The organism is Natrinema zhouii (assembly GCF_013456555.2).
Classification (GTDB): domain Archaea; phylum Halobacteriota; class Halobacteria; order Halobacteriales; family Natrialbaceae; genus Natrinema; species Natrinema zhouii.
The window spans coordinates 111,316-137,519 of the sequence record NZ_CP084883.1 but is presented as its reverse complement, the minus strand read 5'-3'; the positions used below and the strand labels follow the sequence as shown (position 1 = coordinate 137,519).

General features: G+C 54.0%; 34 protein-coding genes and 3 pseudogenes. 18 read left to right on the top strand and 19 right to left on the bottom strand.

Annotated elements, in window-relative coordinates; translation table 11 throughout:
• The first annotated feature begins 50 nt into the window (after positions 1 to 50).
• The 3 genes from HYG81_RS40940 to HYG81_RS40930 all read left to right on the top strand — a co-directional run bounded on the left by HYG81_RS40940 (position 51) and on the right by HYG81_RS40930 (position 1,619).
• Entirely contained in the window at positions 51 to 755 is a 705-nt protein-coding gene (locus HYG81_RS40940; protein ID WP_226778301.1) for a phosphoadenosine phosphosulfate reductase family protein, read from the top strand.
• A gap of 39 nt (positions 756 to 794) precedes the next feature.
• Positions 795 to 1,172, top strand: coding sequence for a hypothetical protein (locus HYG81_RS40935; RefSeq protein WP_226778300.1), 378 nt, complete (start codon positions 795 to 797; stop codon positions 1,170 to 1,172).
• 240 nt (positions 1,173 to 1,412) lie between these two features.
• Positions 1,413 to 1,619 (top strand): hypothetical protein, encoded by a 207-nt coding sequence (locus tag HYG81_RS40930; protein WP_226778299.1) that lies wholly within the window; start codon positions 1,413 to 1,415, stop codon positions 1,617 to 1,619.
• Positions 1,620 to 2,014: 395 nt separating this feature from the next.
• Here HYG81_RS40930 and HYG81_RS40925 read toward each other — a convergent pair.
• Positions 2,015 to 2,998: pseudogene (locus tag HYG81_RS40925) on the bottom strand (aldo/keto reductase).
• Positions 2,999 to 3,467: 469 nt separating this feature from the next.
• Between HYG81_RS40925 and HYG81_RS40920 the strand changes: the two are divergent.
• The 3 genes from HYG81_RS40920 to HYG81_RS40910 are packed head-to-tail and all read left to right on the top strand — an operon-like array spanning position 3,468 to position 6,474.
• Entirely contained in the window at positions 3,468 to 4,439 is a 972-nt protein-coding gene (locus HYG81_RS40920) for a Bug family tripartite tricarboxylate transporter substrate binding protein (RefSeq protein ID WP_226778298.1), read from the top strand.
• A gap of 5 nt (positions 4,440 to 4,444) precedes the next feature.
• The gene (locus HYG81_RS40915) at positions 4,445 to 4,981 is read left to right on the top strand and encodes a tripartite tricarboxylate transporter TctB family protein (RefSeq protein WP_226778297.1); all 537 of its coding nucleotides are present in this window, start codon (positions 4,445 to 4,447) and stop codon (positions 4,979 to 4,981) included.
• Positions 4,978 to 6,474 carry a tripartite tricarboxylate transporter permease gene (locus tag HYG81_RS40910; protein ID WP_226778296.1) on the top strand — a complete coding sequence of 499 codons (1,497 nt, stop codon included), beginning with the start codon at positions 4,978 to 4,980 and terminating at the stop codon, positions 6,472 to 6,474. Before HYG81_RS40915 ends, HYG81_RS40910 begins: the two co-directional genes overlap by 4 nt.
• A gap of 118 nt (positions 6,475 to 6,592) precedes the next feature.
• Here the strand turns inward: HYG81_RS40910 and HYG81_RS40905 are convergent, their stop codons facing one another.
• Genes HYG81_RS40905 through HYG81_RS40895 form a run of 3 tightly spaced genes read right to left on the bottom strand, consistent with a single transcriptional unit; the run spans position 6,593 to position 7,258 of the window.
• The gene (locus HYG81_RS40905; protein WP_226778295.1) at positions 6,593 to 6,799 is read right to left on the bottom strand and encodes a hypothetical protein; all 207 of its coding nucleotides are present in this window, start codon (positions 6,797 to 6,799) and stop codon (positions 6,593 to 6,595) included.
• Positions 6,796 to 7,059: a hypothetical protein gene (locus HYG81_RS40900; RefSeq protein ID WP_226778294.1), complete on the bottom strand. Its 264-nt coding sequence runs from the start codon at positions 7,057 to 7,059 to the stop codon at positions 6,796 to 6,798. The genes HYG81_RS40905 and HYG81_RS40900 overlap by 4 nt, the downstream gene beginning before the upstream one ends.
• A complete protein-coding gene (locus tag HYG81_RS40895) occupies positions 7,052 to 7,258 on the bottom strand; it encodes a ribbon-helix-helix domain-containing protein (protein WP_226778293.1) in 207 nt (68 codons plus the stop codon). The genes HYG81_RS40900 and HYG81_RS40895 overlap by 8 nt, the downstream gene beginning before the upstream one ends.
• A gap of 136 nt (positions 7,259 to 7,394) precedes the next feature.
• Between HYG81_RS40895 and HYG81_RS40890 the strand changes: the two genes are divergently transcribed.
• The gene (locus HYG81_RS40890) at positions 7,395 to 7,604 is read left to right on the top strand and encodes a hypothetical protein (protein ID WP_226778292.1); all 210 of its coding nucleotides are present in this window, start codon (positions 7,395 to 7,397) and stop codon (positions 7,602 to 7,604) included.
• 343 nt (positions 7,605 to 7,947) lie between these two features.
• On the opposite strand, the gene HYG81_RS40885 is transcribed toward HYG81_RS40890, so the two are convergent.
• The 4 genes from HYG81_RS40885 to HYG81_RS40870 all read right to left on the bottom strand — a co-directional run bounded on the left by HYG81_RS40885 (position 7,948) and on the right by HYG81_RS40870 (position 9,954).
• Complete coding sequence (locus HYG81_RS40885) at positions 7,948 to 8,343, bottom strand: hypothetical protein (protein WP_226778291.1); 396 nt, start codon at positions 8,341 to 8,343, stop codon at positions 7,948 to 7,950.
• Complete coding sequence (locus HYG81_RS40880) at positions 8,340 to 8,582, bottom strand: hypothetical protein (RefSeq protein ID WP_226778290.1); 243 nt, start codon at positions 8,580 to 8,582, stop codon at positions 8,340 to 8,342. The genes HYG81_RS40885 and HYG81_RS40880 overlap by 4 nt, the downstream gene beginning before the upstream one ends.
• The gene (locus HYG81_RS40875) at positions 8,579 to 8,872 is read right to left on the bottom strand and encodes a hypothetical protein (RefSeq protein ID WP_226778289.1); all 294 of its coding nucleotides are present in this window, start codon (positions 8,870 to 8,872) and stop codon (positions 8,579 to 8,581) included. Before HYG81_RS40875 ends, HYG81_RS40880 begins: the two co-directional genes overlap by 4 nt.
• Before the next feature lie 323 nt (positions 8,873 to 9,195).
• Positions 9,196 to 9,954 (bottom strand): SDR family NAD(P)-dependent oxidoreductase, encoded by a 759-nt coding sequence (locus HYG81_RS40870; protein WP_226778288.1) that lies wholly within the window; start codon positions 9,952 to 9,954, stop codon positions 9,196 to 9,198.
• A 249-nt stretch (positions 9,955 to 10,203) separates the two neighbouring features.
• On the opposite strand from HYG81_RS40870, the gene HYG81_RS46125 reads away from it, so the two are divergent.
• Positions 10,204 to 10,518 (top strand): DUF7972 family membrane protein, encoded by a 315-nt coding sequence (locus HYG81_RS46125; protein WP_486641988.1) that lies wholly within the window; start codon positions 10,204 to 10,206, stop codon positions 10,516 to 10,518.
• Between the two features lie 57 nt (positions 10,519 to 10,575).
• On the opposite strand, the gene HYG81_RS40865 is transcribed toward HYG81_RS46125, so the two are convergent.
• The gene (locus tag HYG81_RS40865) at positions 10,576 to 11,010 is read right to left on the bottom strand and encodes a universal stress protein (protein ID WP_226778287.1); all 435 of its coding nucleotides are present in this window, start codon (positions 11,008 to 11,010) and stop codon (positions 10,576 to 10,578) included.
• Between the two features lie 208 nt (positions 11,011 to 11,218).
• Here HYG81_RS40865 and HYG81_RS40860 point away from each other — a divergent pair, with 208 nt between their 5' ends.
• Entirely contained in the window at positions 11,219 to 11,857 is a 639-nt protein-coding gene (locus HYG81_RS40860; protein WP_226778286.1) for a phosphoribosyltransferase, read from the top strand.
• Between the two features lie 1,334 nt (positions 11,858 to 13,191).
• Here HYG81_RS40860 and HYG81_RS40855 read toward each other — a convergent pair.
• The 5 genes and pseudogenes from HYG81_RS40855 to HYG81_RS46120 all read right to left on the bottom strand — a co-directional run bounded on the left by HYG81_RS40855 (position 13,192) and on the right by HYG81_RS46120 (position 17,458).
• The gene (locus tag HYG81_RS40855; RefSeq protein ID WP_226778285.1) at positions 13,192 to 13,941 is read right to left on the bottom strand and encodes a YqcI/YcgG family protein; all 750 of its coding nucleotides are present in this window, start codon (positions 13,939 to 13,941) and stop codon (positions 13,192 to 13,194) included.
• 25 nt (positions 13,942 to 13,966) lie between these two features.
• A complete protein-coding gene (cysC, locus tag HYG81_RS40850) occupies positions 13,967 to 15,037 on the bottom strand; it encodes an adenylyl-sulfate kinase (RefSeq protein WP_226778284.1) in 1,071 nt (356 codons plus the stop codon).
• Positions 15,038 to 15,070: 33 nt separating this feature from the next.
• Entirely contained in the window at positions 15,071 to 16,294 is a 1,224-nt protein-coding gene (locus HYG81_RS40845; RefSeq protein ID WP_226778283.1) for a sulfotransferase, read from the bottom strand.
• A 562-nt stretch (positions 16,295 to 16,856) separates the two neighbouring features.
• Positions 16,857 to 17,135, bottom strand: a pseudogene (locus HYG81_RS40840) (transposase domain-containing protein); the annotation flags it as partial.
• 152 nt (positions 17,136 to 17,287) lie between these two features.
• Positions 17,288 to 17,458: a DUF8012 family protein gene (locus tag HYG81_RS46120; RefSeq protein WP_486641987.1), complete on the bottom strand. Its 171-nt coding sequence runs from the start codon at positions 17,456 to 17,458 to the stop codon at positions 17,288 to 17,290.
• Here HYG81_RS46120 and HYG81_RS45905 point away from each other — a divergent pair.
• Positions 17,452 to 17,655: a DUF7344 domain-containing protein gene (locus HYG81_RS45905; protein WP_425607567.1), complete on the top strand. Its 204-nt coding sequence runs from the start codon at positions 17,452 to 17,454 to the stop codon at positions 17,653 to 17,655. The two genes, HYG81_RS46120 and HYG81_RS45905, sit on opposite strands and share 7 nt — an antisense overlap.
• Positions 17,656 to 17,820: 165 nt before the next feature.
• Here HYG81_RS45905 and HYG81_RS40830 read toward each other — a convergent pair whose 3' ends face one another.
• The gene (locus HYG81_RS40830; RefSeq protein ID WP_226778406.1) at positions 17,821 to 18,114 is read right to left on the bottom strand and encodes a serine integrase family protein; all 294 of its coding nucleotides are present in this window, start codon (positions 18,112 to 18,114) and stop codon (positions 17,821 to 17,823) included.
• Positions 18,072 to 18,470, bottom strand: a complete 399-nt coding sequence (locus HYG81_RS40825) for a recombinase family protein (protein WP_226778282.1) — start codon at positions 18,468 to 18,470, stop codon at positions 18,072 to 18,074. Before HYG81_RS40825 ends, HYG81_RS40830 begins: the two co-directional genes overlap by 43 nt.
• Before the next feature lie 673 nt (positions 18,471 to 19,143).
• Between HYG81_RS40825 and HYG81_RS40820 the strand changes: the two genes are divergently transcribed.
• The 3 genes from HYG81_RS40820 (at position 19,144) to HYG81_RS40810 (ending at position 20,594) form a co-directional block, all read left to right on the top strand.
• Positions 19,144 to 19,305, top strand: coding sequence for a DUF7576 family protein (locus HYG81_RS40820; protein WP_226778281.1), 162 nt, complete (start codon positions 19,144 to 19,146; stop codon positions 19,303 to 19,305).
• A gap of 176 nt (positions 19,306 to 19,481) precedes the next feature.
• Entirely contained in the window at positions 19,482 to 20,024 is a 543-nt protein-coding gene (locus HYG81_RS40815; RefSeq protein ID WP_226778280.1) for a DUF6789 family protein, read from the top strand.
• 360 nt (positions 20,025 to 20,384) lie between these two features.
• Positions 20,385 to 20,594: a dodecin family protein gene (locus tag HYG81_RS40810; protein ID WP_226778279.1), complete on the top strand. Its 210-nt coding sequence runs from the start codon at positions 20,385 to 20,387 to the stop codon at positions 20,592 to 20,594.
• A gap of 133 nt (positions 20,595 to 20,727) precedes the next feature.
• On the opposite strand, the gene HYG81_RS40805 is transcribed toward HYG81_RS40810, so the two are convergent.
• Positions 20,728 to 21,162: a DUF2267 domain-containing protein gene (locus HYG81_RS40805; RefSeq protein WP_226778278.1), complete on the bottom strand. Its 435-nt coding sequence runs from the start codon at positions 21,160 to 21,162 to the stop codon at positions 20,728 to 20,730.
• A 403-nt stretch (positions 21,163 to 21,565) separates the two neighbouring features.
• On the opposite strand from HYG81_RS40805, the gene HYG81_RS40800 reads away from it, so the two are divergent.
• The 4 genes from HYG81_RS40800 (at position 21,566) to HYG81_RS40785 (ending at position 23,240) form a co-directional block, all read left to right on the top strand.
• The gene (locus tag HYG81_RS40800; RefSeq protein WP_226778277.1) at positions 21,566 to 22,039 is read left to right on the top strand and encodes an Lrp/AsnC family transcriptional regulator; all 474 of its coding nucleotides are present in this window, start codon (positions 21,566 to 21,568) and stop codon (positions 22,037 to 22,039) included.
• A gap of 105 nt (positions 22,040 to 22,144) precedes the next feature.
• A complete protein-coding gene (locus HYG81_RS40795; RefSeq protein WP_226778276.1) occupies positions 22,145 to 22,507 on the top strand; it encodes a HalOD1 output domain-containing protein in 363 nt (120 codons plus the stop codon).
• Positions 22,508 to 22,575: 68 nt separating this feature from the next.
• A complete protein-coding gene (locus tag HYG81_RS40790; RefSeq protein ID WP_226778275.1) occupies positions 22,576 to 22,914 on the top strand; it encodes a DUF7344 domain-containing protein in 339 nt (112 codons plus the stop codon).
• A gap of 26 nt (positions 22,915 to 22,940) precedes the next feature.
• A complete protein-coding gene (locus tag HYG81_RS40785) occupies positions 22,941 to 23,240 on the top strand; it encodes a HalOD1 output domain-containing protein (RefSeq protein WP_226778274.1) in 300 nt (99 codons plus the stop codon).
• Positions 23,241 to 24,459: 1,219 nt separating this feature from the next.
• On the opposite strand, the gene HYG81_RS40780 is transcribed toward HYG81_RS40785, so the two are convergent.
• The gene (locus HYG81_RS40780) at positions 24,460 to 24,990 is read right to left on the bottom strand and encodes a hypothetical protein (RefSeq protein WP_226778273.1); all 531 of its coding nucleotides are present in this window, start codon (positions 24,988 to 24,990) and stop codon (positions 24,460 to 24,462) included.
• Positions 24,991 to 25,143: 153 nt separating this feature from the next.
• Between HYG81_RS40780 and HYG81_RS40775 the strand changes: the two are divergent.
• Positions 25,144 to 25,429 (top strand): annotated as a pseudogene (locus HYG81_RS40775) (helix-turn-helix transcriptional regulator).
• Positions 25,430 to 25,702: 273 nt separating this feature from the next.
• On the opposite strand, the gene HYG81_RS40770 reads toward HYG81_RS40775, so the two are convergent.
• Entirely contained in the window at positions 25,703 to 26,047 is a 345-nt protein-coding gene (locus tag HYG81_RS40770; RefSeq protein WP_226778272.1) for a DUF5789 family protein, read from the bottom strand.
• Between the last annotated feature and the right edge of the window lie 157 nt (positions 26,048 to 26,204).

Below are 26,204 nucleotides of genomic sequence, written 5' to 3'. Positions count from 1 at the left end.
CGACCGGTTGAACGTGACGAGCCCAACCGCGCGCGATCCCCGCTTCAATCATGTCCGTAGAAATCGAATCAGCCACCCTCGAGGAAAAGATCGAGCAGTCACTCGACGTGCTCGAAGAGACCTGGGACCGCTTTGACGATCCGATATTCACTTGTAGTTTCGGGAAGGACTCGAACACCGTTCTCGACCTGCTCGACAGGTCGACGGCCGACATCACGACCCAGACAGCCCTCGGCTTCTGCGACCACGGCAACCACTTCGAGGATACCCTGCGGTTGAAGGAGGAACTCGAGGACCGCTACGGCGTCACGTTCGACACGTACCGCCCCGAGTCAAGCTACGAGGAACTCGTCGAAGAACACGGTCCCCGCGTGAACCAGCGGAAGCCCGACCTCTGCTGTGAGACGCTCAAATCGAAGCCGATAGAGCGGATGGTCGACGGCCACGACGGCTGGATCACCGGGTACCGTATCGCTGAAGGACAAGACGACGAAGGCGAGGCGAGCTACGACTGGCGCAGCAACCTCGATTTCTTCGAGGAGAAAGAAGAGATCACCCACATCAACCCGATCGTCCACTGGACGGACGATGACGTCTGGGAGTACCACGACCGCCGTGACCTCCCGTACAATGAGATGTATGACGAGGGGTTCGACTGCACGGGCTGTAAGCAGTGCACGCTTGATGGCGAGGTGATCTTCGCCGTCGACAGCATGGAGGACGTCGGCGAGGGAGAGATCGACACGGACGACTGAGGCCGATCATAGCCATCACTGCCACCGATAGCAACTACGATGACGCACGATTCACAGGATCCCAACGAAATCGCGGAGGAACTGCTCGACAAGATCGATGGCGACGAACTCGTGCTCTACTTGGACGACGACACGGAACTGCCGGTCTCCATCCGACGACCGCTTCATCTTCCGAAGTCGGTCAACGAAAATGTCGAAGGCGGCAGCTTGCGATACGCCGTCGAGGCGAACGAGGAGGCGATCGAACAGTTCGACCTACCCGATCGAGAGGGGGTGATTGCTGCGGAGGAGGTCGACAACGGATCGTGGAACCGATCTCGAGTCGAGTTCCGCGAGGTCGTGTCGGATGACGGCGACGACGCCAAGGAGTTCGGGGAACTGACGTTGTCTCGCGACATAAAAGCAATCGACGCCTGAGTGCCGACGATGTTCAAATAAGGGCGAAGGATGAGGTGGTGCGATTTGTAGGTTTCCCTCCCCAAAAACGCCGTTTTACGGTTGTAGTGCCTGGATTGAGCTAGAGTTTATTGGCTCGGTTGAAATGACACTTCAGACACATTTCAGTGTGAAACACGCACACACTGCGCGTATTTATCGTTCGCTTGATTAGTTCTGCGAATAATGAGTTTAACCAAGCTGGACGTGGTAGTGTGAGATGTGACTGATATTGGAAACCCCTTCGGGTTCGACGTTGCAACTGTTTTCACTGGATTAGGACTAACGCTGTTGGTATCTGCGGGGATCATGAGGTACGGCAACCAGTTCGAGGATACCACGGGGGAGCTCGATGGGACCAGCGGCAGGGCGTTTATCGTCCTCGGCGTCCTGTACGGACTCCTTCTCATCGTGGCTGGATACCGTTGAGTGCTCAGGCGTAGGTACAGGCGAACTTCGTGCTGACCAATAACCGGTTGCCCTGTACTACTCACTCGCATTACGGTTGCTGGCAATCCTGTGCCGAGGCCCTCTTCTGGGGGTCCTAAATGATATACCCCGTTTCTTTACCGCCTGGAGTGTAGGTCACCAACATGCGCTCGAAGCGGTAGCAGAACAATTGGATATTGAGCTGAGAACGATCGTTACTGATTAAGTAACGTATCTGAGCAACCCTCCCATCCCATTCTAATTGTATTTGGGTGCGCTCTTCAGAGCCACCTATAAGATAGATACTGGGGAAGGAGTGGAAACCACTAGGAGAGATCTGAAATGCAAACCGGAGATCTGAGAACGGCTTGTCAGTATAATTTTGGTTCAGACTTCTAACTCACCAATATGTGACCTGATACTGGTGATGGTTCATATGGTGCCTCGAGATACTCAATATTATTCTCGGACAACGAAATATCGAGTGCTTCGACAGCCTATTCGAGATGTTCAATGCTCGTTGTTCCGATTATCGGCGCGTCTACCCAATCTTTGTGTAATAGCCAGGTCAACGAGATTTGTGCCATTATCCCCCTTCTCCTCAGCGATTTCCTCGACTCGCTCGTTAATCTCACGGCCGCCACCGTCACGATACGGGTGTTCGTACAGTTCCTCACCCGTTTCGCCTCGAGCCGTCGCGTCGATATCCTCAGCAGGCCGAGCGAGATAGCCACGGGCGAGCGGACTCCACGACATCACGCCGATCCCTTCCTTTTCACAGAGCGGCAGCATCTCGCGTTCCTCCTCCCGGTAGACGAGATTGTAGTGGTTCTACATGGTAACGAACCGGTCGAGTCCCAGTCGATCGCTCGTATGGAGAGCCTTGGCGAACTGGTGGGCCCACATCGAGGAGCGCCGAGATAGCGGACCTGCCCGCGACAGACGGCGTCGTCGAGCGCTCTCATCGTCTCCTCGATCGGCGTATCGTAATCCCACCGGTGGATCTGGTAGAGGTCGACCGTCTCCATTCCGAGCCGCCCGAGGCTGTTCGCGAGTTCTTGTTCGATCGCTTTCCGCGATAGTCCACTGGCGTTCGAATTGTCCTCATTCATCTCCATGTACGCCTTCGTGGCGACGACGGGCCAGTCGGAGTCGTACCCCTCGAGCGCTTTCCCGAGAATCCGCTCGGACTCGCCCCGCGAATACATGTTCGCCGTGTCGAAGAAGTTGATCCCGAGGACGATGGCCCGGTCGATAATCTCCTTTCCTTTGTCTTCCTCGAGAACCCAGTCGTGCCAGTCGGGATCGCCGAAACTCATGCAACCGAGACAGAGCCGACTGGCGCGCATTCCTGTCGATCCGAGCGTCGTGTACTCCATTGGGTAACTGTGGCTAGTGTGAGCAAAGAAACTCGGATTACATTTGAAATACGCTCGTCAGACCTCAATTGTGCAGTGTATTATCGGACTGCGAAGCTCTATGCGACTGGAACAGTCACACCACCTAGCTAAATAGGTGTGATTCGACGGTGCCGGCTGCAGTTGCAAGCCAAATAGGAAACCCCAAATGGATTGTGGTATAATACATAGTGATACTTTCGACAACCGAATCGATGAACGCGACACTCGATTCGACGTTTAATCGCCGGTGATATTCCAATGACCTCAATTGTAGCAGAGCGGTGGTGTCTGCGGATCGATGAATCGAACGACCAGCTCGAGACGGGGATGCGACGAATCGCATCCACAACTGGTTTCGGGCTGGAACAGACCAAGGCGGCTTCACTATCAAACGATGACACTAAAAGATACTAGTAGACGAGAATTTATCGCGGCAGGAACAGTTGGATTGGCGGGCGCAGCGGCGTACACCGCCCAGGCGCGGGGTGTTCTGGGAACGTCCGACGAAACGCAGATCAGGGCGATCGTTCCGTGGTCGCAGGGCGGCGGTACCGACCGATCGATGCGTGTTACGACGCCGACGTGGTCCGAACTACTGGGCACTGAGTTTGTCGTCGAAAATCACCCGGGCGGTTCGACACAGGTCGGGGGCGAAGAGCTGTACAACGCAGACGCCGACGGGTCCACGCTTGCGATGTGGAACATGCCCCAAATGCAGGCGACGTGGTTGTTCCAGAACGCCCCGTACAGAAGCGGGGACTTCGACTATCTCGGAACCCATCACTGGGATCCGACGATGTGGTTTGCGCCGCCCGACAGTCCGTACGACGACCTCGAGGGGTTTATCGAGTACGCCCGCGAAAACGAGGCGACTGTCGGAATCACTGCAGCAATCGGGAATACGGCGCTGTCGGCGCTGCTCGTCGAAGAGACCTACGGGCTCGATCTGACGATCATCAATATGGAGGGCGGATCGGGCGTCCGACAGGCCGTCCTCGCCGACGACATCGATGCCGGCGTCAACCAGCCGTGGGCGTTCAACCCAGACTACGCCGACGACGTGACCGCTCTGGGCTCTCATACGTCCGAGCAACAGGAACTGTGGCCGTCCGCGCCGTCCTTCGGTGATCTCGGTCTGGAAGAGATTCCGCTGGTCAACGAGGGTCTTGGTCAGTGGAAGCTCGTCGTGTTACCCGGCGGCGTCCGCGATCGACATCCCGACCGGTTCGAGGAGCTATCGGAGACCTACGCCGCAGTATTCGAGGACGATGCGTTTCAGGCCCGAACCGAAGAACAGGGCGGCCTCAACGAGATTATCGACTACCGCGGTCCCGACGAGACGGAGCGAGAAGTTGAGGCCACCGCTCAGTTCATGGAAGAGTACGCCGACGTGATCGAGAACTTCATCTACGACCAATAGCAGGCATGACGGATATTACGCCGCCAGTCGTCAACGTCTCAGCCGGCTCACGAACGCTCGAGATCGATACAGGGGAACTGTTGTTTCCGGGACTCGTACTGGCGTTTTGCCTGTTTTACTACTGGGATACTCACACATTGCCGGATCTCTCAATGCTGTACGCGGGCCCGTTGCTGTATATGACGGCAGCGCTTGCCGTCGTGACTGTCTTCCAGCAGGCCGTCTCAGTCGACGGGTCCGGAGACCAAGGCGAGTCTGGGCTCGAAATAGCAATGGTCGCTCCCGCTCCCGATACAGCAGCTGAGACGACGTCAAACGACCGGATATTCACTGTACGTAACGCAGTGTTACTGGTCGCACTGACGACCGTCTATATCGTCGCTCTCGAGCCGATCGGGTTCATCATCACCACCACCGGGTATCTGGCGGTCACGCTATACCTGTTCGGCGAGGAGAGCCTGTTTGTCCTGACGCTCTATTCGATCGGGTTCACGTTTCTTCTCTGGTTCGTGTTCATCGAGTGGCTGGGGGTGCCGGTATGATCGAGGCGTTTCTCTTCCCCACGACGATAGCGGACGGACTCGGCGTACTCGCGAACCCGTACGTTCTCCTCGCGATTCTCCTGGGGACCGCAATCGGCGTCGTTTTCGGCGCGATTCCCGGGTTCTCTGCGACGATGACGATTATCCTGTTTACACCGATTACGATTCCGTTCGAGTCGACGACGGCGTTGATCTTCCTGGTCTCAGCCTACGGCGGCGCGGTGTACGGCGGTTCGATTCCGGCGATCCTCATTAATACGCCCGGCGCGCCAGGATCAGTCGTCACCTGCTGGGACGGTTACGAACTCACGAAACAGGGGCGGGCCGTCTACGCGCTGGCAGTCTCCGCGATCGTCTCCGGGCTCGCGGGGCTGATCGCGGCCACCTTCCTCCTCGTTTTCGCCCCGCCGATTTCCGAATTCGCCCTCAATTTCGGGCCGCCAGAGATGTTTTTGCTCGCGGTGTTCGCCCTGACGATTATCCCGGCCGCGAAGGGAGCGTCGCTCTCAAAGGCACTTTTGGCCGGCCTGTTCGGACTACTGATCGGAACGATCGGTAACGATCCGCAACTCTCCCAGCCGCGGGCCACATTCGGCCAGACGACGCTGCTTCAGGGCGTCGACTTCGTCGTTGTGCTCATCGGACTGTTCGTCCTCGCGGAAGTGTTCCGGCTCGCCCACCGCGGCGCCACCATCACCGCCGACGAAAACGTCGAGGGCGGTATGTCGGAGGTGTACGAGGCCGCCCGAGCCGTCGCTTCTCGCCCGGTCGGGTTCCTTCGAGGGGCTCTCATCGGTACCTTCGTCGGCTCGCTGCCCGGCGCGGGCGCGGACGTGGCGAACTTCGTCTCGTACAACGAGGCCAGGCGGTGGGCCAGCGACGAATTGTCCGACCGGTTCGGCACCGGCGTCATCGAAGGCGTCATCGCGGCCGACTCGAGCAACAACGCGACGCAGGGCGGTGCGCTGATCCCGACGCTGACCCTCGGTATTCCGGGAAGCGGCTCGACGGCGGCGCTGTTGGGTGCGATTGCACTCCACGGACTGAATCCGGGTCCCGGGCTGTTCGACGCGTCGAGCGATATCGTCTACGCGATGATCCTCTCGCTGTTCCTCGGGAACGTCCTGATTCTGGTTTACGGGATTTCCGGGTCGCGTTACTTCGGAAAGCTCGCGTATATTCCGATTCGCTACATCATCCCCGCGGTGGCAGTACTCGCTATCGTCGGCGGCTTCGCGGTGCGAAACGCGACCGTCGATCTGTATATCGTGCTGATCTTCGGACTGATCGGCATCCTGTTTATCAAGTACGACTATCCGCTCGTCAGCCTCGTGTTGGGTGTCATTCTGGGAGACATCGCCGAGTCCGGCTTCGTCACCGGCTGGCTGTTGACCGGCGAGAGTGTCACGGCCTTCCTCTTTAACAGCTACATCGCGATCGGTCTGTTGATCCTCATCGCACTCTCGCTGATCGTCACCGTCGTCAAGGGCTGAAACGGCTAGAACTGCCGGTGTGTAGCATGCCGGCAACACAGCTATCCGCGGGAATCGACCATGCCGGCAACACAGCTATCCGCGGGAATCGACCAAGTCCGGTAAGAAAATGAACGTTTCACGGGTCGAGTCGGAATCCGAGACGGCGGACGTCGTCGACGCCGTGTTCGTACAGCGCCTCGAGCACTTCGCCCCAGTCGTCGGCCCCGGCGATTACGGGCTCGTCACAGAGCTGACAGTGGTCCGTCTCGGTTTCGGCGACCGTCTCGAGCGTACCGGTCAGTTCGCTTTCGCCGGGCGTCGGGACGGTGTTCTCGTCGGTCATTCGGAATCACGCTCCTCGAGCGCTTGCCGTTCTTCCCACTGTCGGGCGACCTCGCTCGCCGACGGGAGATACCACCCGGCCAACAGGGCCACGAAGACGATCGACGCGCCACCGGCGGCGGCGGTGAAATACGGGTTAGGAACGTCGTAGAACCCAAGCCCGACAAGGGCCGCACCGACCGCCGACCCACCGAAGGCCGCCCCGACAATCCCGAGGGCGAACGCCGCTCCGGTCCGATCATGGAGTGGGTCGCTACTCATCGTTCTCACCCCACGGTTCCGCAGACACGAACTGCGCCAGCGCCGCGCGGATCGCTTCGGACCGATTCGCATACACGCCCGATTCGACCAGGGCGTCGATCGCCTCGAGTTGCCCGTCGATATCCCGGAACGTGACGCGCTCGCCCGCCGTCGCGGGCGTCTCTCGGTCGTGGTCGCCGGTCTCGCACTGGGTGGACATCTACTCAACACCTCCAGCGGGTTCGGTGCCCGGTTGTAGTGATCGCCGTTCTGAGATCAAATCACTCCGGCGGACAAAGTACAGCCCGGCGACTTCAGGTTGGGTACTTATCCCACACAAATTACAAAATGATGACATGGTCGGGAGTAAGCGTCGCCTTGTGGGTCTGGGTTTCACAGCTACTGTCCTCGCAGGCTTGCTTATCGGGTGGACAATCGGTCTAATAGAGGCTGATCTGGTTAGGCAGGGAGAAGCTCTGATCTTCGTCGCACTTGGCCTGCTCTTTCTGGGAAGTCTAGTCATTTTCGTAGCCGAACTTGTGAAGGTCGAGTGGAATTCAACCTGACCAGTCCTGTTCGATTCGTTACCGGTCATCGGAGATCCCCTCCGCAGTAGGGACACGCTCCGTTACCGAGTCTTGTTGCCGGTTCTCGGGGACAGGAGAGGCACAACTCGGTCCGCCGATCTCTCCCGGATCTAACTCGCAATCGTGGACCCTATCCGCCCTTGTTCTGGCAACCCGTGCCGTCTCATAAGGGCCAACGACGAAAATTATCCCGCACCCCCCACAAAGATACGCTTTGATCGTGCCCCCGTCTGAGAGTGTCACGTCCACGTTTTGAGAATCTTCGAGTGGATCATTTCCACAGTTCGGACAGTGTTCAGTACCGTCCGGGCCGTTATCGGATCTACTCATCCGAATCACCCGAATAGTGCCCGTCGGCGACCGCGTCCCACGTATCGATCAGGCTCTTCATGATCTGGTAGTCGGTCGGTTCTGGCAGGTCGCCGTCCGTGCACTCGTCGCGGACCCGCTCGAAGCGCTCGCGCTGGCGCTCTGTAATCTCGTGTGAGTCGTCCTCGAGCGGCGTTCGGCCCCATTCGAGATCGCCGGTACACGTCGCCCGGAAGTCCGCGAATGAGTGATAGAGCGACTGGTGGCCGTTGTAGATCGTCTGCTCGTCTTCGGGGACGCTTTCGGGTATCCATTCGAGGACGAGAAAGCCCGACGGGAAGCGGTAGCCCCACGCCTCGAAGCCCTCCGGGCCGGTGTAATGGAACGGGCCGGCGAGTGGGTCGCTCATGCTGTCACCTCGTGACGGACGCGGACGTGCTCGGGGAGCGCCGGGTGCCGGGTCATATGCCAGCGCGGGAAGTACCGCCACTTCCGGTAGGTTCCGACGCCGACACTCCGCCCGTCGCCCCACCGATCCGGGCTCGCATCCGCCGCACACGAGCGACAGGTCTTGAACGCCCAGAACAGGTAACTCTCGTCCCCGACGGACTTACCACAGTTCGTACAGCGGCGATCGTCGCTACTCATCGACCCACACCCCGCTCCCACTCGAGTTCGCCGAGCCCAACCCGCTCCGATTCGACCGCCTCGAGCCCGACGGTATCGGCCACTTCGGTCCGCGAGACCAACTCCGGCGAGAAGTCGTGGTAGGCGTGGAACTTCCGCACCACACCCTCCTCGCGTGCGTAGAACCACACCCACCCGGTCTCGGGGTTGTGACACCGGAGGACCTCGGTACTCGCGAGCCCTGCCAGCGGGTCGGTTGGCTGTGCCTGTTCGACGTCGATCGGTCGTGCTGATTTCTGTTCCGTTCTCATGTCTGGAGGCTCCGATTCCGGTCGCCTCGTGTGTGCGAGCGGCCAGTGACCATTCGGGAAATCGCTATCGCCGCAGGAGTAGCGCTGCTCGTCTCTGTTATCGTAGTCGCCGTTATAGTTGGTTCTGGAACGGCATTTTGCGAGTTTCTTGGTGGCAACAGGTGGCATTCTGCCTGTATGTGAGTGTGACTATTCCCGAACCCGCTCAAGCACAGCCCCAGTCGTCTCGTCCCCAACCCCATACACGTCCTCCAGTTGCGCCCGCTCGCTCCCTCGAAGTTCAGTGGGGTACGTGAACCCCTCAGACCTGCCTAAACTGCGAATCAATCAACGAGCCAGCCGCCGTCAACGTCGACAGCGGTCCCATGCATGAAGGAAGCGTCGTCGCTTGCGAGAAAGGTTACGACTTGTGCGACCTCTTCTGGGTCGGCATAGCGCTCAGCCGGCGTTGATTGGACGATATCGTTGATCTCGTCGGGTGTCTCTTCGATCATATCCTCGGTCATCCCTGTTTTGATGAAACCTGGACAGATAGCATTCGCACGAATATCGGGGCCATAGTCGTGTGACAACTGCTTGGTAAACCCGATCACGCCGTGCTTCGAGGACGTGTAGGCAGCACCGCCACCGCCAGCGACCTTGCCAGCGACCGAGGCGGTATTAATCACGACGCCTTCCTCGTCGCCCTCAGTGAGCGCAGGCAACGCTGCTTTCGTGAGGAGAAAGACTCCTTTGAGATTGATATCAATGACCCTATCCCACAGCTCTTCGGATGTTTCCCCAGCTGGCGTGTAATCGTCGAGAATACCCGCGTTGTTACAGAGCACGTCGATCGTACCATACTCGTCAGTCGCCTGCTCGACAATATTCTTGACGCTGTCGTGATCAGAGACATCGCCGACAACGCCAATTGCCTCGCCACCGTTGTCTGAAATCTCGCTCGTGACTTCCTCAAGGCCGTCTTCGTCGACGTCGACGACAACGACAGATGCCCCCTTGTCGGCGAACTCATGTGTCATCGACCGACCCATCCCTGATGCGCCACCGGTAACAACGACAATGCTGTCAGCAACTGAGACCATACGTTAATTCCCCTACCACAGTTGAAAAGCTACAAGCCTGTCATAGTAAGGCCCGCATGATTCCGTAAATTAGAAGGGAGATATAGACCGGCTACTCCACCAAAGAGCAGAGCAAAAGTTGACGCGGATGAGTCCAACTAACAGTCAAGAGATGAACTTTTCTAGATCATATTGGCCATTATATGGCCGACATCATCATTTCCACGGTACTGTCTAGCCAAAGGCGAACAGTTCTTAGAGACGGATGCTATGGCCGCCCAAGAACTGTTCACCGTCTCTCTGGAACCGAATCCGCTTGAGTGTTGGGACAACGAGAGCACCGCGAGCGCCCTTCTATATGCCGGTCTTCCCGCAGAAGCTATCGCAACCGCATGCCTTCTCACGTTAACTGTCCCGACCGAAGATTCGACAACCCTCCACGAATTGTCTCTCGCCCTTCCGGTATCACTCACGATCGGATTCATCCCACTTGCCGTTCTTAGTTCGTTCATTCTTCGCACAGTGACTGTTACTGAACGCAACGCTGCGACGGTTCTCTTTGAAGCCTTGGATCAGGAATCATGACGGCGTAAATCGGGTGACCGTCTCATCGAGAAGCGTCGTCTACCGCAATATCCGCAATCAGTGAACGATCGTCACCGGCACCGGCGAGCGGCGAGTCACCTTTTCAGCAACGCTCCCTAGCAGAATGCGACTCGCTCCAGTTCGGCCGTGGCTCCCAATTATAATCTGATCAGCATCATGCCCATCTGCAAACTCAATAATCGAGTGTGTAACAGTCCCAATCATCTGTTCTGTATCGATTGTCCGTTCGTGTTGATCAGCTTGTTTCATGGCATCTGCAAGGATCTGTTCTGCAGCATCTTCCTGCTGCGCTTGAAGGTTCTCATAGGACTCAGGACTGACCGATTCAAGGGCGACGCCTCCCTGAATGTCGGCGGGATCGATTATATGTAACGCTGTAATTGGTATCTCAGGATACTCTGAAAGTGCAAACTTTAGCGCAGCATCGGACTGTTCAGACTCATCAATTGGGACGAGAATGTGAGATGGCATTACGTGGTTTTCCGCTACGATGTGGGAAAAATACCCAACAAGCATACGCCGAGGTTGAATCGGTATTCAATCCAACCAGATCAGCAGATATTCGATTGTTTCTCTGAGAAGAACAAAGTGGAGGAATTATGTTGGAAATATCTATTGTTTGGATTTAGCATAGACGACAGTCACAAACACACAGATCCAGTAGCTGTATTGAGGAACCATGTTTCAAGATCGCACGGATGCAGGTGGCCAACTCGGCGAACGAATAGCGAAAGATGGTATCAACGCCGACATCGTTCTCGGCATTCCGCGAGGAGCATTGCCAGTTGCGCGGCCAGTTGCGGATGAACTTGATGTCCCCCTTGATATCGTCGTCGCATCGAAGCTCGGGGCACCAGGAAATGCAGAGCTTGCAATCGGTGCTGTTGCCAGTGATGGAAGCCTCTGGTTGAACGACGATCTTGTCGATCAATTGCAGGTCTCCGAGGACTTCATCGAGGAAGAGCGTGAAGCCGAGGCGGAGAACGCCCACGAAAAGGCCACCCAATATCGGGAAGATGGACGACTTCCGGAACTGCGTGGCAAACATGTCGTCATTGTCGACGATGGCGTGGCGACTGGGGCAACAGCGATGGCGTGCCTTCAGCAAGTCAAGGAGGCCGACGTGGCTCGGATCACACTCGCAGTGCCGGTCGGCTCCCCGGAGTCGCTCACAGAACTCGAGGCGGAAGCCGACGCTGTCGCCGCTCTCGAGATGCCTCGAGACTTCCGAGCGGTTGGGGAGTACTACCAGGACTTCGGGCAGGTAAGCGACGAGGAAGCGATGGCATACCTTGATAAGGAAACAATGGGGGAGTAATCCCGTTGGCGGAGGACGTTACCCGTCTTGGATGAAGAATAGCGTAGCCCGCTGGAGGGAACTCGACCGCAACTTCCCTGGTTGATTCGACCTTCGATGCGGAATCAGTCAGTAGAATCGTTGATCTCTTTGGCATACTCACCGTGTTCAGACAACACTTCAAAATGATCGCGCTCCATCAGGAACTCGCCCACTATCGCAGTATTTCATCTTCGTCGAACTCCAGCGGTAATCGTCATCTTGCTCGTTCCGCTCCTCTATGAAACGAACTCGCTAGCGGTCCTTACACCATATCCACTTGAGGTAGTAATATGTATCGACCTAATATCATCTCCGTTAGTCTTGCTGATGGCGTAGAGCCTCGTATTGCGATGATTTTCAGTATACTGTATCTATCGCTCCGTTTGTCCCGCCAGTAGAGTGGCCATGGTCGGACGAGTCTAACCGAGAGCAGGGTACCGTCGTTAGCGATCGGAAGAACTGGTCACTGACGACGATGTTCGATTCGCTCAGTAGTTCGACAAATACCGAGTAGGTACCATTCCTCTACCGATAGTATTAAACTGTAGAGAGCACCTTCAGGAAGAAGACGCTCAGTCGATCGACAGAAGCGAGGGCAAAGTGCTACAACTGGATGAACCCGTAGCAGTCTCTCGAGACGAGGACAGAGCAGTTCACGCTATCTCGGCAATCTATACCTATGGGGTGTTTCGTCCATTGGAACGGCGACGATGAATCTTGGGACTGACCATGTCACGGTTCTCGGTTCGACTGTGACGGTGGTGTTCTCAACACGCCCGCGAATAGTGGTCTGCCGGAGCATGATCTGGATTAACCACCCCTCACCCGGAGCAGTAGTTGCCGAAGCACCTGAGAGACAGACTTATCCGGTGACCTCGTACGAGAAGTATGGTCGCAGCCACCGAGGCACGGCAGGTTTGCCGTGCCGCAACAACCCTATTGTGTCCGCCTTCGGTGTTTGAAACGAAAGCTAACAGCCCATCCGAGTGAGGACTTCGCCAGAGTCTTCACTTAAATCGTGTTTGAGCGAGAGTTTATTAACACCAGTGCTAGGCTCTTACAACTGGCCAGAGGTGACGATCTCGCCTTGAAGGAACGTGCACATCAATACCGGCGAAAGCCATGGATTGCTCGCGTGATCCTAGTTCTCGCCACACTGAGGTATCTCCGAGGACAAACTCATATTGTACTTCTATGCATTCCAACCCTGTCGTCGTGACTATCGAAAATCCAGAAGAAAGACCTCAAAATCTTCTTCAAATCTGTGTTATGACTCACCAATAATTTTCACTACAAGAACATGATATATTCTATTATCTTTCTGCATCTATTTTAAATGGAAATTCTTCCAAACTATCCTTATTCGATGTTGGAAGTAGATATTGTTCCCATTCCCGAGTATTGGGATCACCATAATCACCAATGTCAGGATGAGGTGTAACATCATCATAGTCCTTTAACCGATCTCTGATTACCGAGCGAGCATGTTGGCCTTCCATCGTATCTCCACTAACATCATCAAGGATTCTCCGTGGCTGGACTGTTATTTCTAGTCCATATTGCGTATACCTACTCTTTCGATCCGTATAGAATGGAGCGCGCCCGACGATAAACATTGATTCTCCAGAGAAGCAGAATTCCCACTCTGGATCATTTGGGTCCTCAGGAATGTCGCTGGGCCATGGTTCCGGATCTCGTTCGTTTAGGAATTCGAGAACTCTCCAGAATTGATCGCGATATTTCTGTTCACTTTGATCTTCGTTAGGAGGTTTGAAAAATATCACCAAGGTCGTTCGTTCGGCTATCGACTGATACTGGTCCAGATATTGTCGCAACCCTTCTCTCACTTTGAGGAGTGCATCGCGATCACGAACATCTCCAATGAAGAGGTAACGAGCGGTATCGTTACGCTCAGCGTTTACCGCGAAGTGGCAGGGGTAGCGAGTGCTCCGCATCGTCTCTCTGAACTCGATATATCTCTTTTTCTTCCACGTGAGTAGCTCTCCCGTTTCTATTGCGTCTCGCACTTCAGATTGATCAAATAGTAACCCTGTCTCCTTCATGGTTGAGATGTCATTGGAGAACTACTCAGTCCTCGAAGTGCCGTCCCGCGAGGAGTTCGCTCTTCCCATACTCCTTACGCGTCTCGGTTCCGCTGATCTCTGCAATCTCCTCGGGGACTGAGACGACCGAGTATCCGACATCCCGTCCAATAGCGACAGTATCGACATCCGGAACGATCATCGTCTCGACGTTCGGATGGTCCTCGTAGACGTCCTCGATTAGCTCTCGACGTTCCTGTGCAGTGAGTGGATTTTTCTCGCTGAGTTCGGTGTCGCGGATGGCAATGACGACGTCCTTTCCATTATCGGCGGCTGAATCGATGATCGTCCGGTGGCCATCGTGGAGTGGTTGCCAACGACCGATGAAAATGTGGCTTGGGTCGAACTTGAGATCCAATTCTGTGTTAATCTTCTCGACGCTCTTTTCCTTCGAGTGCGTCGCCGTCCGAACTTCGAGTCCGATTTCCTCTGGTTCCTCGAACGGAGCATCAACGCCAGTAAAGCCATCGATCTCTCCGTTGTGAGCCTGCTCGTACATTCCCTTTACGTCACGTTCTTCGCACACTTCGACGGGTGCGTTGACATATATGAACGAGACGTCCTCGATTTTCTCGGCGATCAGTTCCCGCTGAGAACGATACGGAGTGATGAACGATGCGACGACATCGAATCCCTGTTCGTTCAAGGCTTGTGCAACTCCAGCAGCTCGTCTGAGATTCTCGGTTCGATCCTCCTTCGAAAACCCGAGATCGGAATTGAGGGTGTTCCGGAGATAATCACCGTCCAGATGGACCGTACTCGGGCCGATCAACCCTTCGGCGAGCGTCGTCTTTCCGGAACATGGCAGTCCGAAGAGCCATATGGTTTCTCCCGACATTAATCGGTCCCCCCCGTAAGCCAAGTGAGTCCATTTACCCCTTTCCAAATCACATCCACAGTAGTGATTTCGGCGGTATACGTCTCGACCAGTTTCGACTCCGCATTCAGCGTATTGTTGAACATGAGAATTGTTTTGTCTGTCATGATCGTGAAGTTCGCCGTCGTCGATCTCGTCGATCGACGCCTTGCCATCGACGATCGATGTGAGTCGTCTCACCGCTGTCACTATCCGTTTCTTTTGCTGCTCCGCTCAGATCCATTCCGACTCCTCCGTGTATTCCAGTTCCTCGACCACCTCGGTATACGTCTCGTCGGCTCGATCGAGTGCACTCTTGACGAGGTCCTCCCTGTCTCGCCACCGAGCGCGTCTCGGTTCCTTCGTCGTCATCACTTTATTGGGATTTTCGACGTTTTCGGAAAGCAGCGCCGACTCGCCGAGATCCGCGAATTCGACGATCTCCTTGATGACGGAGCCGGTATCGGTGAGAACATTCTCGAATCGGACTCGAAGGACGTCCTCAAACGCGTCGCGGCCAGCAAGAATATGGCGGTGAGCTTGGGTCCACTGCATCAGGCAGATATCGATGAGTTTTCCTTTGCTAACCCAGCCTGGTGGGAGATCGTAGCACCACAGCGAGCCATCGTATCCTTCGAAATCGAGATCGCCTACATCATATGTCTGGAACCCCCTGTTCAACTGCCACCCGTCGTAGAGGCCGTTGATCGACGCTGCTGGGTTTCGTGTGAGGTGAACGACTTTGCTATCGGTCTCGGGAAATAGCTGCTCACGAATCCATGGAAGTCGGTATGCGTCGCCGCTCGCTTTTAGGATGAGCGTCCGCTCGAAATCGTCGGCTGTGAGACCGCGCTTGTAACCGTGCGAGGAGACGAACGGCCGGTCCTCGATAGTTTCGATTTCGAACGGACTGTTTGCGTCTCGCTCTGCATATTCATCGTACTGCAATGGCGAGATTCCGAACTCCTCAAGTATCTTATTAAGCGACACTCCCTCAAGCAATTTTTCGCGGATCTGCTTGTATGGGAGCTCTCGATTAGGGAATTGCAATGGAAGCCGGATGAGCGTGTTGTCTACACGATGCATTCGGTCGCCGGATCGTTCGGTTGTACCGACTTCGGCGAGAAGATCCGTTAGGAGTTTTTCCCTATCGAATGACTGGAAATCAGCTGGAACGATGTCGGACTCGAACGCCGGGTGACAGATCCCGTTCAGAGTGTACCATCGGTCGTGTTCGCCATCAAGACTACATGTTCCTTCATGGTGTCGAAGGATATCAAAAAGGAGACTACTACCCCCTCTCGGAGCCGACGTGATAAACAGCACGCTGTCAAAGTCGTCAACTTGATATTTCGATAGAATCGATTGTTTCTCCTCCGAGATAACCTTGTTTTTTATATATTCGTAATTCTGTTTGGCCTGATCTCGGTGATCGCTTGGCGGTTCTTCAAGACTCACCAGCCACCACCTTCCAATGTATCTACTGAATTCATCCATAGTTGAAACCGACGGTTCGGTTTCATCGATCGTAGTCGTGCTGTCATAATTTGGTTATTCGTCGACCATTACCCTGGCAGCGGCTGCAGCTTCCCTGTTGTAGGCTCGGTTGCTGCCAGACGCAATCGACAAGTAGGTGTACGCTCACCATGAATCGAGAAATGAACGGTGCCTTCATATGCGGGGGAACAAGGGTATTTCACAAGGCCGTTAGTGGGGAAATCCACTTGCTGAGTTGTGGCCAAGCAACCTGACGGGAACAGAATTGATCTCATCGTGATGGGCACGCACGGCCGGACGGGACTCTACGAACACCTCCTTGGAATATCTCCGAACAGGTCGTTCGCACCGCGACGGTTCCCATTCTGACGGCGAACTGGGAGTCGAACCCTGAGCGGTTGAGAGGTCTCATACAGTCACTCGAGGACTCAATCGTATAGCTGAGACGTGGAATCAGAACCGTGACTGTCGGTCATTCTAGCTCAATTGTAACTTCTCGAGCTACAATGCAGTGACGATATACGTTAATCTTGACAGCGGTCTCATCAATGGCGACCTGCGACGGCTTCGCTGTCGGCGGGTCTGGAACGCTGTCAGCCAGCCGATGTACTCAGTGCCAAATTGTTTGATGAGACCGTTCAACGCCGAGCAAGCGAAGAATCTTTTGTGTCTCTCGAAGCGAACAACCAGTCGCGTGGAGGCGGACGGCGAACACCCTGACGGGCGTTGCCGTCCACTCACGTTCCCAATATTCATCAGATTCCGCCGCGTAGCACTCGTTGAGCAGGTCTACGAGCTGCATGCCAAACCAACTCTACGACCTGCTCGCTTCTTAAACCGCGCTAACTAGACGGTGCCGGTCGACGTCGTCGCGGCTTGGAGCCCTCGCCCTTCCGGAGAATAACAAACTCTCCCTCAAGGCAGATCAAGAAACCGCTATTTGAGGGTCGTGTATCAAGATTCTCCGTGGACACCGGCATCCTCCATGGCAGCTGGTCGAGTAAGGAGACTTACCTGCTCCAGAAGCGTCACCGCTGTGTCGATTCGCTCTCGATCGGCGGAATCCAATTCATCGTCGTCGGTATGCCCTCCGCAAGTTACAGCAGTATGAAAATCCAATGGCACTCGCTGATCTGGCTGATGAAATCGCTGCTCGAGAGAAGGAAACTTCTATTACTGATATTCCAGCCGAGGAGGTAAAGCGCATCTATATGCCACTCTATCATACTCATATCCCGAAATTGGAAGAGGCAGATCTCGTTCACTACAAGCAAGAGCGGGATACCGTCACACTCACGAAACACGTTAAATGTATCGAGTAGTATCAGGGTTTTCTCACGATTGACTGAGGTTAACTGCTGGTAGTGACGACCAGCCATATTCTTCCGTCTTGTACCACATGTGGGTCAATGTACTTGGCTCAGAGCCAGCAAATAGAGATATGTCGGATCGGGAAGCTGGATGGTGTAACCCATCTATGAAATCCGTTAGAGACCGTAGAGGTCGGCTCGCCCAAAGGATCGATCGATCGTTTTTCGGGAGGTATCGAGTTCTTGTGCTGCCTTGCGTTTACTTAGTTCGTCTTTGAGAACCATATCGGGGACGGCAATCACTTGGTCGTATTTCCCGGCGGGGATCAAGCGACCGTCGTCTTTGTGAAATCCGAGAGGGACACGGCCATGATGGTAGTCCTCATTGACCTGACGAGCCGCGATTCCCTCTTTCGTATTGAGGCGCTTTACTCGAGCTTCCCATTCGGCGATCGCGCCGAGCATTTGCATTTTAGGCGACTCATTGGATCGTCGTCGCCGGTTCCAAACGAAAGCCAGTCACGGACAAAGTGAACCTCCGCTCCATGATCGATGATCATCGAGATAGTGCGCTCAAGATCCTGCAATAATCGAACGAGCCGGCTAATCTCATGGACGACCACAGTGTCGATTATGTCGGCCTCTACGTCGTCCAGAAGGTCGAGATAGCCATCCCGTTGCGTGTTGGTTCCATTGCTCTTGTCTCGGTACACGTCGATCTCGGCGGGCTCTCCCTCGAGATCGTCGCTCGCATAATCGGTCGTGCTCGATAGCTGGCGCTCGAGGTTCTGATTGGTCGTCGAAACACGACAGTAGCAGCCGATCATAGTTCGGCCTTGAGCGTATAGGTCGACTGCTTCGGTAGACTACTCGGTCTGTACTGTCGGCTTCGCGGGTAGTCCGTCTGGTATGATTGACAGAGACGTTCACAAAGGTCCCGTTCGGATCGATGTAGGTTCGGACAGTCTCGAGGGAGATATGTTTATCACAGTCTGCGCAGTCGGTCATAGTTCATCCTCGAGACAGTGTGGGCAGCAGCCCGTAGTGTATGGTTGCCGATCGAGATCGAAGTGACAGCCGCACTCGTTGAACTCTATGATCGTCGGATCGTGCTGGTGAACGTTCATAGATCGACCCCACAAGATGGACAAATGGAATGTCCGGTCCGGTTGAAGTTCGCGAGGGTGTCCGAGACGCTCGCTCAGCACTTACACTCTGTCATCCACGTAACACCTTACTATCGCACTCTGGACAGTAGAAGATACTACCGTGGTGGCCGCTACTTTTGTCGATAATACGAACGCCATACTGGAGGTCCACGGTGGGCTAGCGGTCCTTTCCTGCTTTGGGCCGCTTTTCCACCTTCATTCAAGACATTGTCGATAGGCTGTAGTCACTCTACCGCCTATGTGCAGACTCACCGACTAGTGGAGAGTCCTTGTGAGCGCAGGGAGAAGATTCCTTGTCCTAGTGCACAGATAAGTGTGTAACGCTATTCCAATGCATAAATGTCCAGTCTGTGGTGAAGAACTCTACGAGAACCGAGACGAACAGATCGTTACCCAATATCAGGGTCAGACCTACCACTTCTGTTCAACTGATCATCGAGACGAGTTTGAAGAACAACCGGGCGAATACACTGGGTCTGAAGATTACACATGATTGAGTAAGTGTATAGTGCTGGCTCAATGGAAGTACTCCAATGCGAATAAAATCCCAACAGAAGCGGAAGTGCGTCGCTTTGAAGAATTGTTCCTACTAGTGCTCGATATATGTTGCCTATTTACCACTTCTTTGCTTGAGGGTGTTCCCTCTACGGGGTCGTTCCATTCGCTGACATGGACCTACTGATAATGGCGAATCAGAAACCAAGTCCAGTTGATTATGGCTTCGGAGGACATGTGGGCTGGGTGGTTAGCGGTATAATCAGCGGTATTGCTGGGTCAATGGCATTTGGTGCCATTCTCGGACTATTTTATCCGAACGTCATTTCCGTGACTATCCCCTCGTTATACGGACTTGAGCCAGGAGGTAGTTTAGGATTCTGGCTTCATCTGCTTCATGGTCTTATCCTTGGTGTTATCTACGCCTTCGTGGTTACCCGTGAGCTAGTCCTACGTATTCTCGTTTTGAATACTAATTCGGCTTCCAATCTTGGGCCGAATACCCGGCTCATTCTCGCCGGAGCCATTTACGGACTGGCTGTCTGGATTGCCATCCCACTTCTTGCACTGCCGGTATGGACATCCATAACCGGAAGTACTGATCCTGCGTTTCCGACAGCTACAGTCGGGAGTTTAGCTGGGCACTTTATCTTTGGTGTGACTCTCGGCTTTCTTTTCTCAATCCTTGTCAGAATTCCGGAGAAATTTGGTGGATAATTTATTATCTATCTAACTGTTTTAATCGAATTGTTGCCTTTTTTAATAGTAGATGACAGTACGGATTCTTTATCAGAATTGTCTGTGAAACTCGCGATAAGTATAGGTGAATGACAGCGTGTCATAGAATACGTCTCATACCCTCTACCTGGTGATTATACAACTCCCAATTCGCGTGTAACCCTCTGAGTTTCGTCAGTTATGGGTTATAATCGGGACCGAGACCGCGAATGATTCCTGTTGAGAACCATTGTATGACACGCTTGAATGACTTACCGCTTCGGTATGCTCAGTATAGGTGAAGAACGGAACATCACGCCCAACTATTAAATTGGCAGGCAATATCCGTTTTCATGGATCATGGGAGACACAGTCAAAGTTATTGAACTAGTTGGTAACTCAACTGAATCGTGGGAAGACGCCGCTCAGAATGCACTTAACGATGCAGATGAGTCACTTGAGAGCCTGAGTGGAATCGAGATCGAGTCACAAACGGCGGACGTGGAAAGTGGGCAAATAGAACGATACAAAACGACCGTTCATGTATCCTTTGCACTAGAAGATCGGTGAAATCGATAGATCTTGGATAACTGTTCACTCACATAACGATCTAACGGAGAGACCCCATCTCGTTCCAGTCTATTTCGAGCTATTATTCATCTCAAAAATATCATATTTGCACTCCGAATCAAGGCTCTTAAGGTTACTCTGACCGTTGTTCTTCGGTAACGGTCTCCTCCTCTTGATCGACTAGTACAAAAAGCTCGTTCCAGTCGTCAGCGGAGGAGATCTGATCACGGAGGTTCTCGATTGCATTGTCGGTGACCGCGTCGTCCACGACATCCATCACGACCCGCGTATGATGGACAGCATCTGCTTGCTCATCCTCGGGGCTGTAGTTTCCCTTCTCGACGATCCGGTCGATGAACTCGTCCCACTCAAATCTCTCGACAGTGTCTACGTCTGTGAGAAATATCCCAATTTCTCTGGGGAGTTGCGCCGCGAGGTTCTCTGCCTGACCCGGCTCGATACGCTGGCTGAGTGTCTCAAGCGTGATCCGAGTCGCCGTCACGGCATCCTCACTCGATGAGAGTTGCCCTCGGTTCTGCACTTCGCCAAGGAAGGTATTATAGTCCATGTTAACATTTATGGAGATGGATTTCAATAGGTGTTCTGCCTGATTTAGGGATAGCATCGTCTCTGCTCAGAACACTAACACCGGATATTTCCGCTCCGTCTTGTAGGAAAGTAGCGTTCAGTAAGCAGCTGTAGTTGCCGAAAGCGCTACGTCCGAGAATACAGACAGAGCCGGACAGTCAATTGTGATTAGCGGTCAGTACAGGTAGTAGAGTTATCGAAACAGGTTTCGGTCTCTCCAGATGTCGTCAAGAGTGGCCGCTGAATATAGAGGTTAGGTTCAGCACGACGACTTCGTTTGTTTCACGCCGAAACTGGTGAACCGTCTGTTCACTACACATGCGAACTGATCGGATGCTGTATCACGACAGTAGTCTTTTTGCCAGCAGCCCGTTATCGACAATATGGTTCATAACCTTGACGACGTTGACCGCGGTATTCTTCACGCTCTTCAGGGGAACGCACGGGAGGTGACTGCCGCAGACATGGGCGACATGGTCGGGACCTCAGCCAGCACTGTCCGAAACCGCATCGACTACCTTGAGGAGAACGTGATTTGTGGCTACCATCCTGAACTCAATTACGAGGCGGCTGGGTTCGACCTCCACCTGTTCATCGTGTGTCGAGCGCCAACTGCAAAACGAACCGAGTTGGCGAAAGAAGCGTTAGAACTGTCCGGCGTGATCAACGTCCGCGAACTGACAACCGGCTCCCACAACATCCACATCGAGGCGGTGGCCGTCGATACCGACGCAGCTGATGAGACCCGCGCGGGAATCGAGAACCTCGATAATCTTGAAATCGTCTCCACACAGATCATCAATGACCTCCACGTCCAACCGTTCAACCACTTCGGTGCGGACGTGGTCGAGGATTGACCGTTCGATGCAAACATCCCCATATATACTGTGGAATGAACATATATATTCGGTAAAAGTGCAATATTCCGTATCGTTAGCCCGATTCATCGACAAGGGAGGGTAGTGGAGTCAACACTGGTCGGAACCGAGATTGTCGAGCAGATCGCTGCGCGTGAAGGCGTTGACCCGGCCGACCTCGGCGTTCGACTGTACGACATAATCGACTCGGATGCACTCGAAGCCCTCACGAATGGCACTAGTGTTCAGCAGCTACAAGCAAACCTCCGTGTAGAGTTTACGTACTACGGGTACGTAGTACCGTCGACGGGAGCGGGAGGATTATCATCGACGAGCAGCCACCGGAGCGAAAACGGACGAGTCATCGAGGAAAGAGTTAGTAGACGACTGATCGAGCGTAACTGTGGACTGTGGATTCACCCACTTCTAGACTGTATGCTGCTTAATCCCGAGCGCTTGAAGGTGTAGCTTCCGCAGTATCCTTCCCCATAGGGGCCCTCATAGTATATATGACTGGGTATTCCCCAAAATCGGGTGTGGCGGAGTGCGGTGGCCCGGACAAGCAATCGTTTGACGTAGTTTTCGACATCCTCGCCAATCAGTGCCGTCGATACGTCCTCCGCTGCCTGCAAAAGTTCGAAGATCGGATGGCTTTGACTGATGTAGCGGACGAAATAGCGAGATGGGGGAACGAAACCAACCACATGGACATTTCGGAGGTGGAAGTTGAGCGCGTCGCTACGTCGCTATACCACGTACACATTCCGAAACTGACAGACGCAGACGTTGTCGAGTATGACCAAGAGCAAAATGTAGTTGCGCTGTCGAAGAACGCCGAACAACTGGAACCATTTCTAGTGTCTATCACACAATAATTATTACTCAATTGAGGAGATAAATTATGAAACAAGACAACAATGAAGACAAGCGAGATGATGCAGTGCGAGGCACATACACTCCGGACCAGGATCGGACATTAACCGAGGCAGTCCTTGATGCCATCGAGAAATGCAAGGGGTCGGACTTACTACGGACTGACTTCGCCCTCTACGAGGATATCAACCCGGATGCTATCAATAATCTCTTTCGCCACGATGCAAATCCGCGGACGAGAGTGGCGTTTATGACTGACGATGTGCGGGTTGAACTCTGGGGGGACGGAGGGGTCGAGATTAGAGTGGAAAACCGGACAGTCGAATAGATAGTCAGGAAGAGAGAGGAGGGTTTGAGTGATGGATACTTCATCTGTACTTACCGTCATATTCAAAAAATGTTATACGGAATGAACGACGGCGATCTGTTCACTACAGATGCTTACTTCTCGTCGTCAAGTTCTTCAGCAGTGAGTTTATGACCAGTTTCCCGTCCATGTTCAATAATCACTTCTGAGGACTTTTGGCCTGCCTTTGACACCAATTTTGAGAAAGCGCACTCAGTACACACGATACGTTCTTTCTGTAAGATTTGTGCGGCTCCGCCTGTCTGGGTCTTCTGGTCTTTGGTCATGGGTGTCAGGTGTGATGGAATTCGTTTCCACTATAATGTGCCACACGTGACAGCGACGTGAAGAGAACAAGGTGCGTTCCGCGATAGAACGGGAAGCTGGTTCAAGCGGCCCCTTCATCGTTGGAGCACGAACACACGATATGAATCGTTATTCCGTATTAGATAAAGATACCTCAGACGGTTAAAGGTGTGCATAGGAATAACACAACTCTAATTCTTTCCTTGAACGATACGTGAGTCATCTGTACTGAACGGCAATTGCGTTGCGAACTGACCATCTGATCCAGGTTTGTTTCTCGGTTAATCAAAACACATGGTCTCAGTGAAAATGTCGGGAAAATAAGGGTCGCGGGACCTTTACATAGCCAATGCGCAAGCACCCTAAAAACAGCTCACGTAATGATCCACCCTCTGCTGACGAGGAGGTGGCGAAACTCCGTCTCCAACTGTCTAACTTCTCCCTTTTGGAATTAGAGCAAGAGGGATTAGTTAACTGGAACAGAGATGAACACGTCGTGACGAAAGGCCCTCAATTCGACGAGAAGCGACCAGAGCGGGAGATTGACTAAGCAGATAACGCCGTTCGTTACCTTGTTCACCTGTACTGAGCGATGTGTGCTTGGCCTGTACTGAGCGATCACCATCTTCGTAAATCGAGCCGAATCTCGTGCGACATTCGCGCCCTGTATCTTGCACGGTTGGCTGGAAATACAATTGAGTTGATACTTCCCCAATGATTAATTCGCAGTCTTCAGTGACCAGCTATTTCGGACGAGAAGATATCTGAAGAATAGGATTTCAACAGAGGTACTCTGTCCTGCCTGAACCATCCACTGTAGCAATAGTTAGCAATATGGTTCTCTATTCGGAACCAGATTCGAAACTAGAAAACACGATTCGGTAACTACAATTATTTACTCACCACTCGCAGAGATATTAATAGAATTGGCGAAGATGAACCCGAGCATCCCACCGAAGATCAGGTGACCAGCTAGGCTCTCGACGGTTGCGGCTGGAAAATCGGGGTCAGCGCTCCCCGAGAGGGAGACCCAGATCGGGAGCGCGACGAGTGGGATACAGAGCCAGACGAGCGAGCCATAACACATCCCAACGACGGTGAGTCGAACAGTGGGCCCCTGCTGTTCGAAATGACGCGGTTCGGGGTTCATGATAAGCGTTCGAAGCACCGGCTTGCGGGTGACGACAAAACCGAAGATGATGCCGAGGACAAGCCCGTGCAGCATATGCAGCGCCCAGCCCATTTCCCGCATCGCCTCAAGTCCGTATAGTGAGGGAATCGTCAAGGAAATAACGTTTGGGTAGATGAGTCCAAGGAAGGCTCCAAACGCCATTGCACCGGCGATGCCGCTCAACGCCCCGCTGATCGCCCAGTTTAAGCGCCCTCGAAATCCATAGTCGACCGGGCTGGGTCTTTGACCGACCATCTTGGCAGAGTATACACCTTGCTTGGGAAAAGGTTCGTGGACGAGTTAATCGTGAGGAACTCACGTCTGGGCTGTTAGAAAAGAAATCCGAATCTTCTGTGCTCCGTATCCTGTTCTCCACACCCTTTTATTCTGATAGAAGGTAGAACAGATATGTACGATTTAACAGGCTTCCAGCGTGACCTGCTGTACACGATCGCCGGCCAAGACGAACCCCACGGCCTCGCAATCAAAGACGAACTCGGGCCTACTATGAGAAGGAAATCCACACGGGCGGTTCTATCCAAATCTCGATACGGTCGTCGACAAAGGCCTCGTCGAAAAGGGCGAAGCCGACCGACGGACGAACGTCTATACGCTCATCAGTCGAGGTCGCCGCGAGATCGAAGCGCGGCGGGAATGGGAAAACCAGTACGTCGGCGAGCTACTCGGCGAGTAACGACTAGCGAAACATCGGACACCTTCGGACATTCTTCTATCAGTAGTTGGTAGTACGGTTTCTTTATTCAGAGCTTGGTGTGATAATCATGGTCTGTATAGGCGAAGGCGTTACCGGAGCGGCCACCCACATCTCTGATAAATATCAGAAACAACCTGCTAAATACAGAGCATATGTGCAGCAGAACGACTCCGTTTGTTTCACGCCGAAAGCGGCGCATCACCCGCTCACTAAACGTACGAATCTAACCCTTTCGCCAGCCTCGCGGACGGTTTAGAACGACTCTTGGTGGCGCATACCCTCCTGATCGGGTGCACCTTCGTCCTGGCGGTCCTCGCCGGGGGCGGGCGGCGTTCGGTCGCTGTAGTTCTTGCGTCCGATCGCCTCGTCTCCGACCATGTTCATGATCGTCTGTTTGACTTCCATCTCGGAGTCGTAGGTGCCCTGATTGGTCGGTTCGAGGAGGTCGGCGAACGTCGCCCGTCCGTCGCCGAACTTGAGTTCGTGATCCCTGTAGGCCTTGAGCAGGTCCTCCTTGCTCGCCGGGTAATCGTGAGTTTCGAGCTTTTCATGGAGGTCGCCCAGATCGACACCCTGCTCGCGGCTGCGGTCGCTCATGGGTAGATGGTCGCCGCCCGATGGAATACTATCCCACCTTGCAAGTGCGCGCCGACGCGAACGATACAAGACGCGCACTCACGTTCCAGTGATCGTTCTGTCTGGAATGAGTAGAGACTTCATCGAATCCCGTGATCTCAATGACGATCTGACGAAG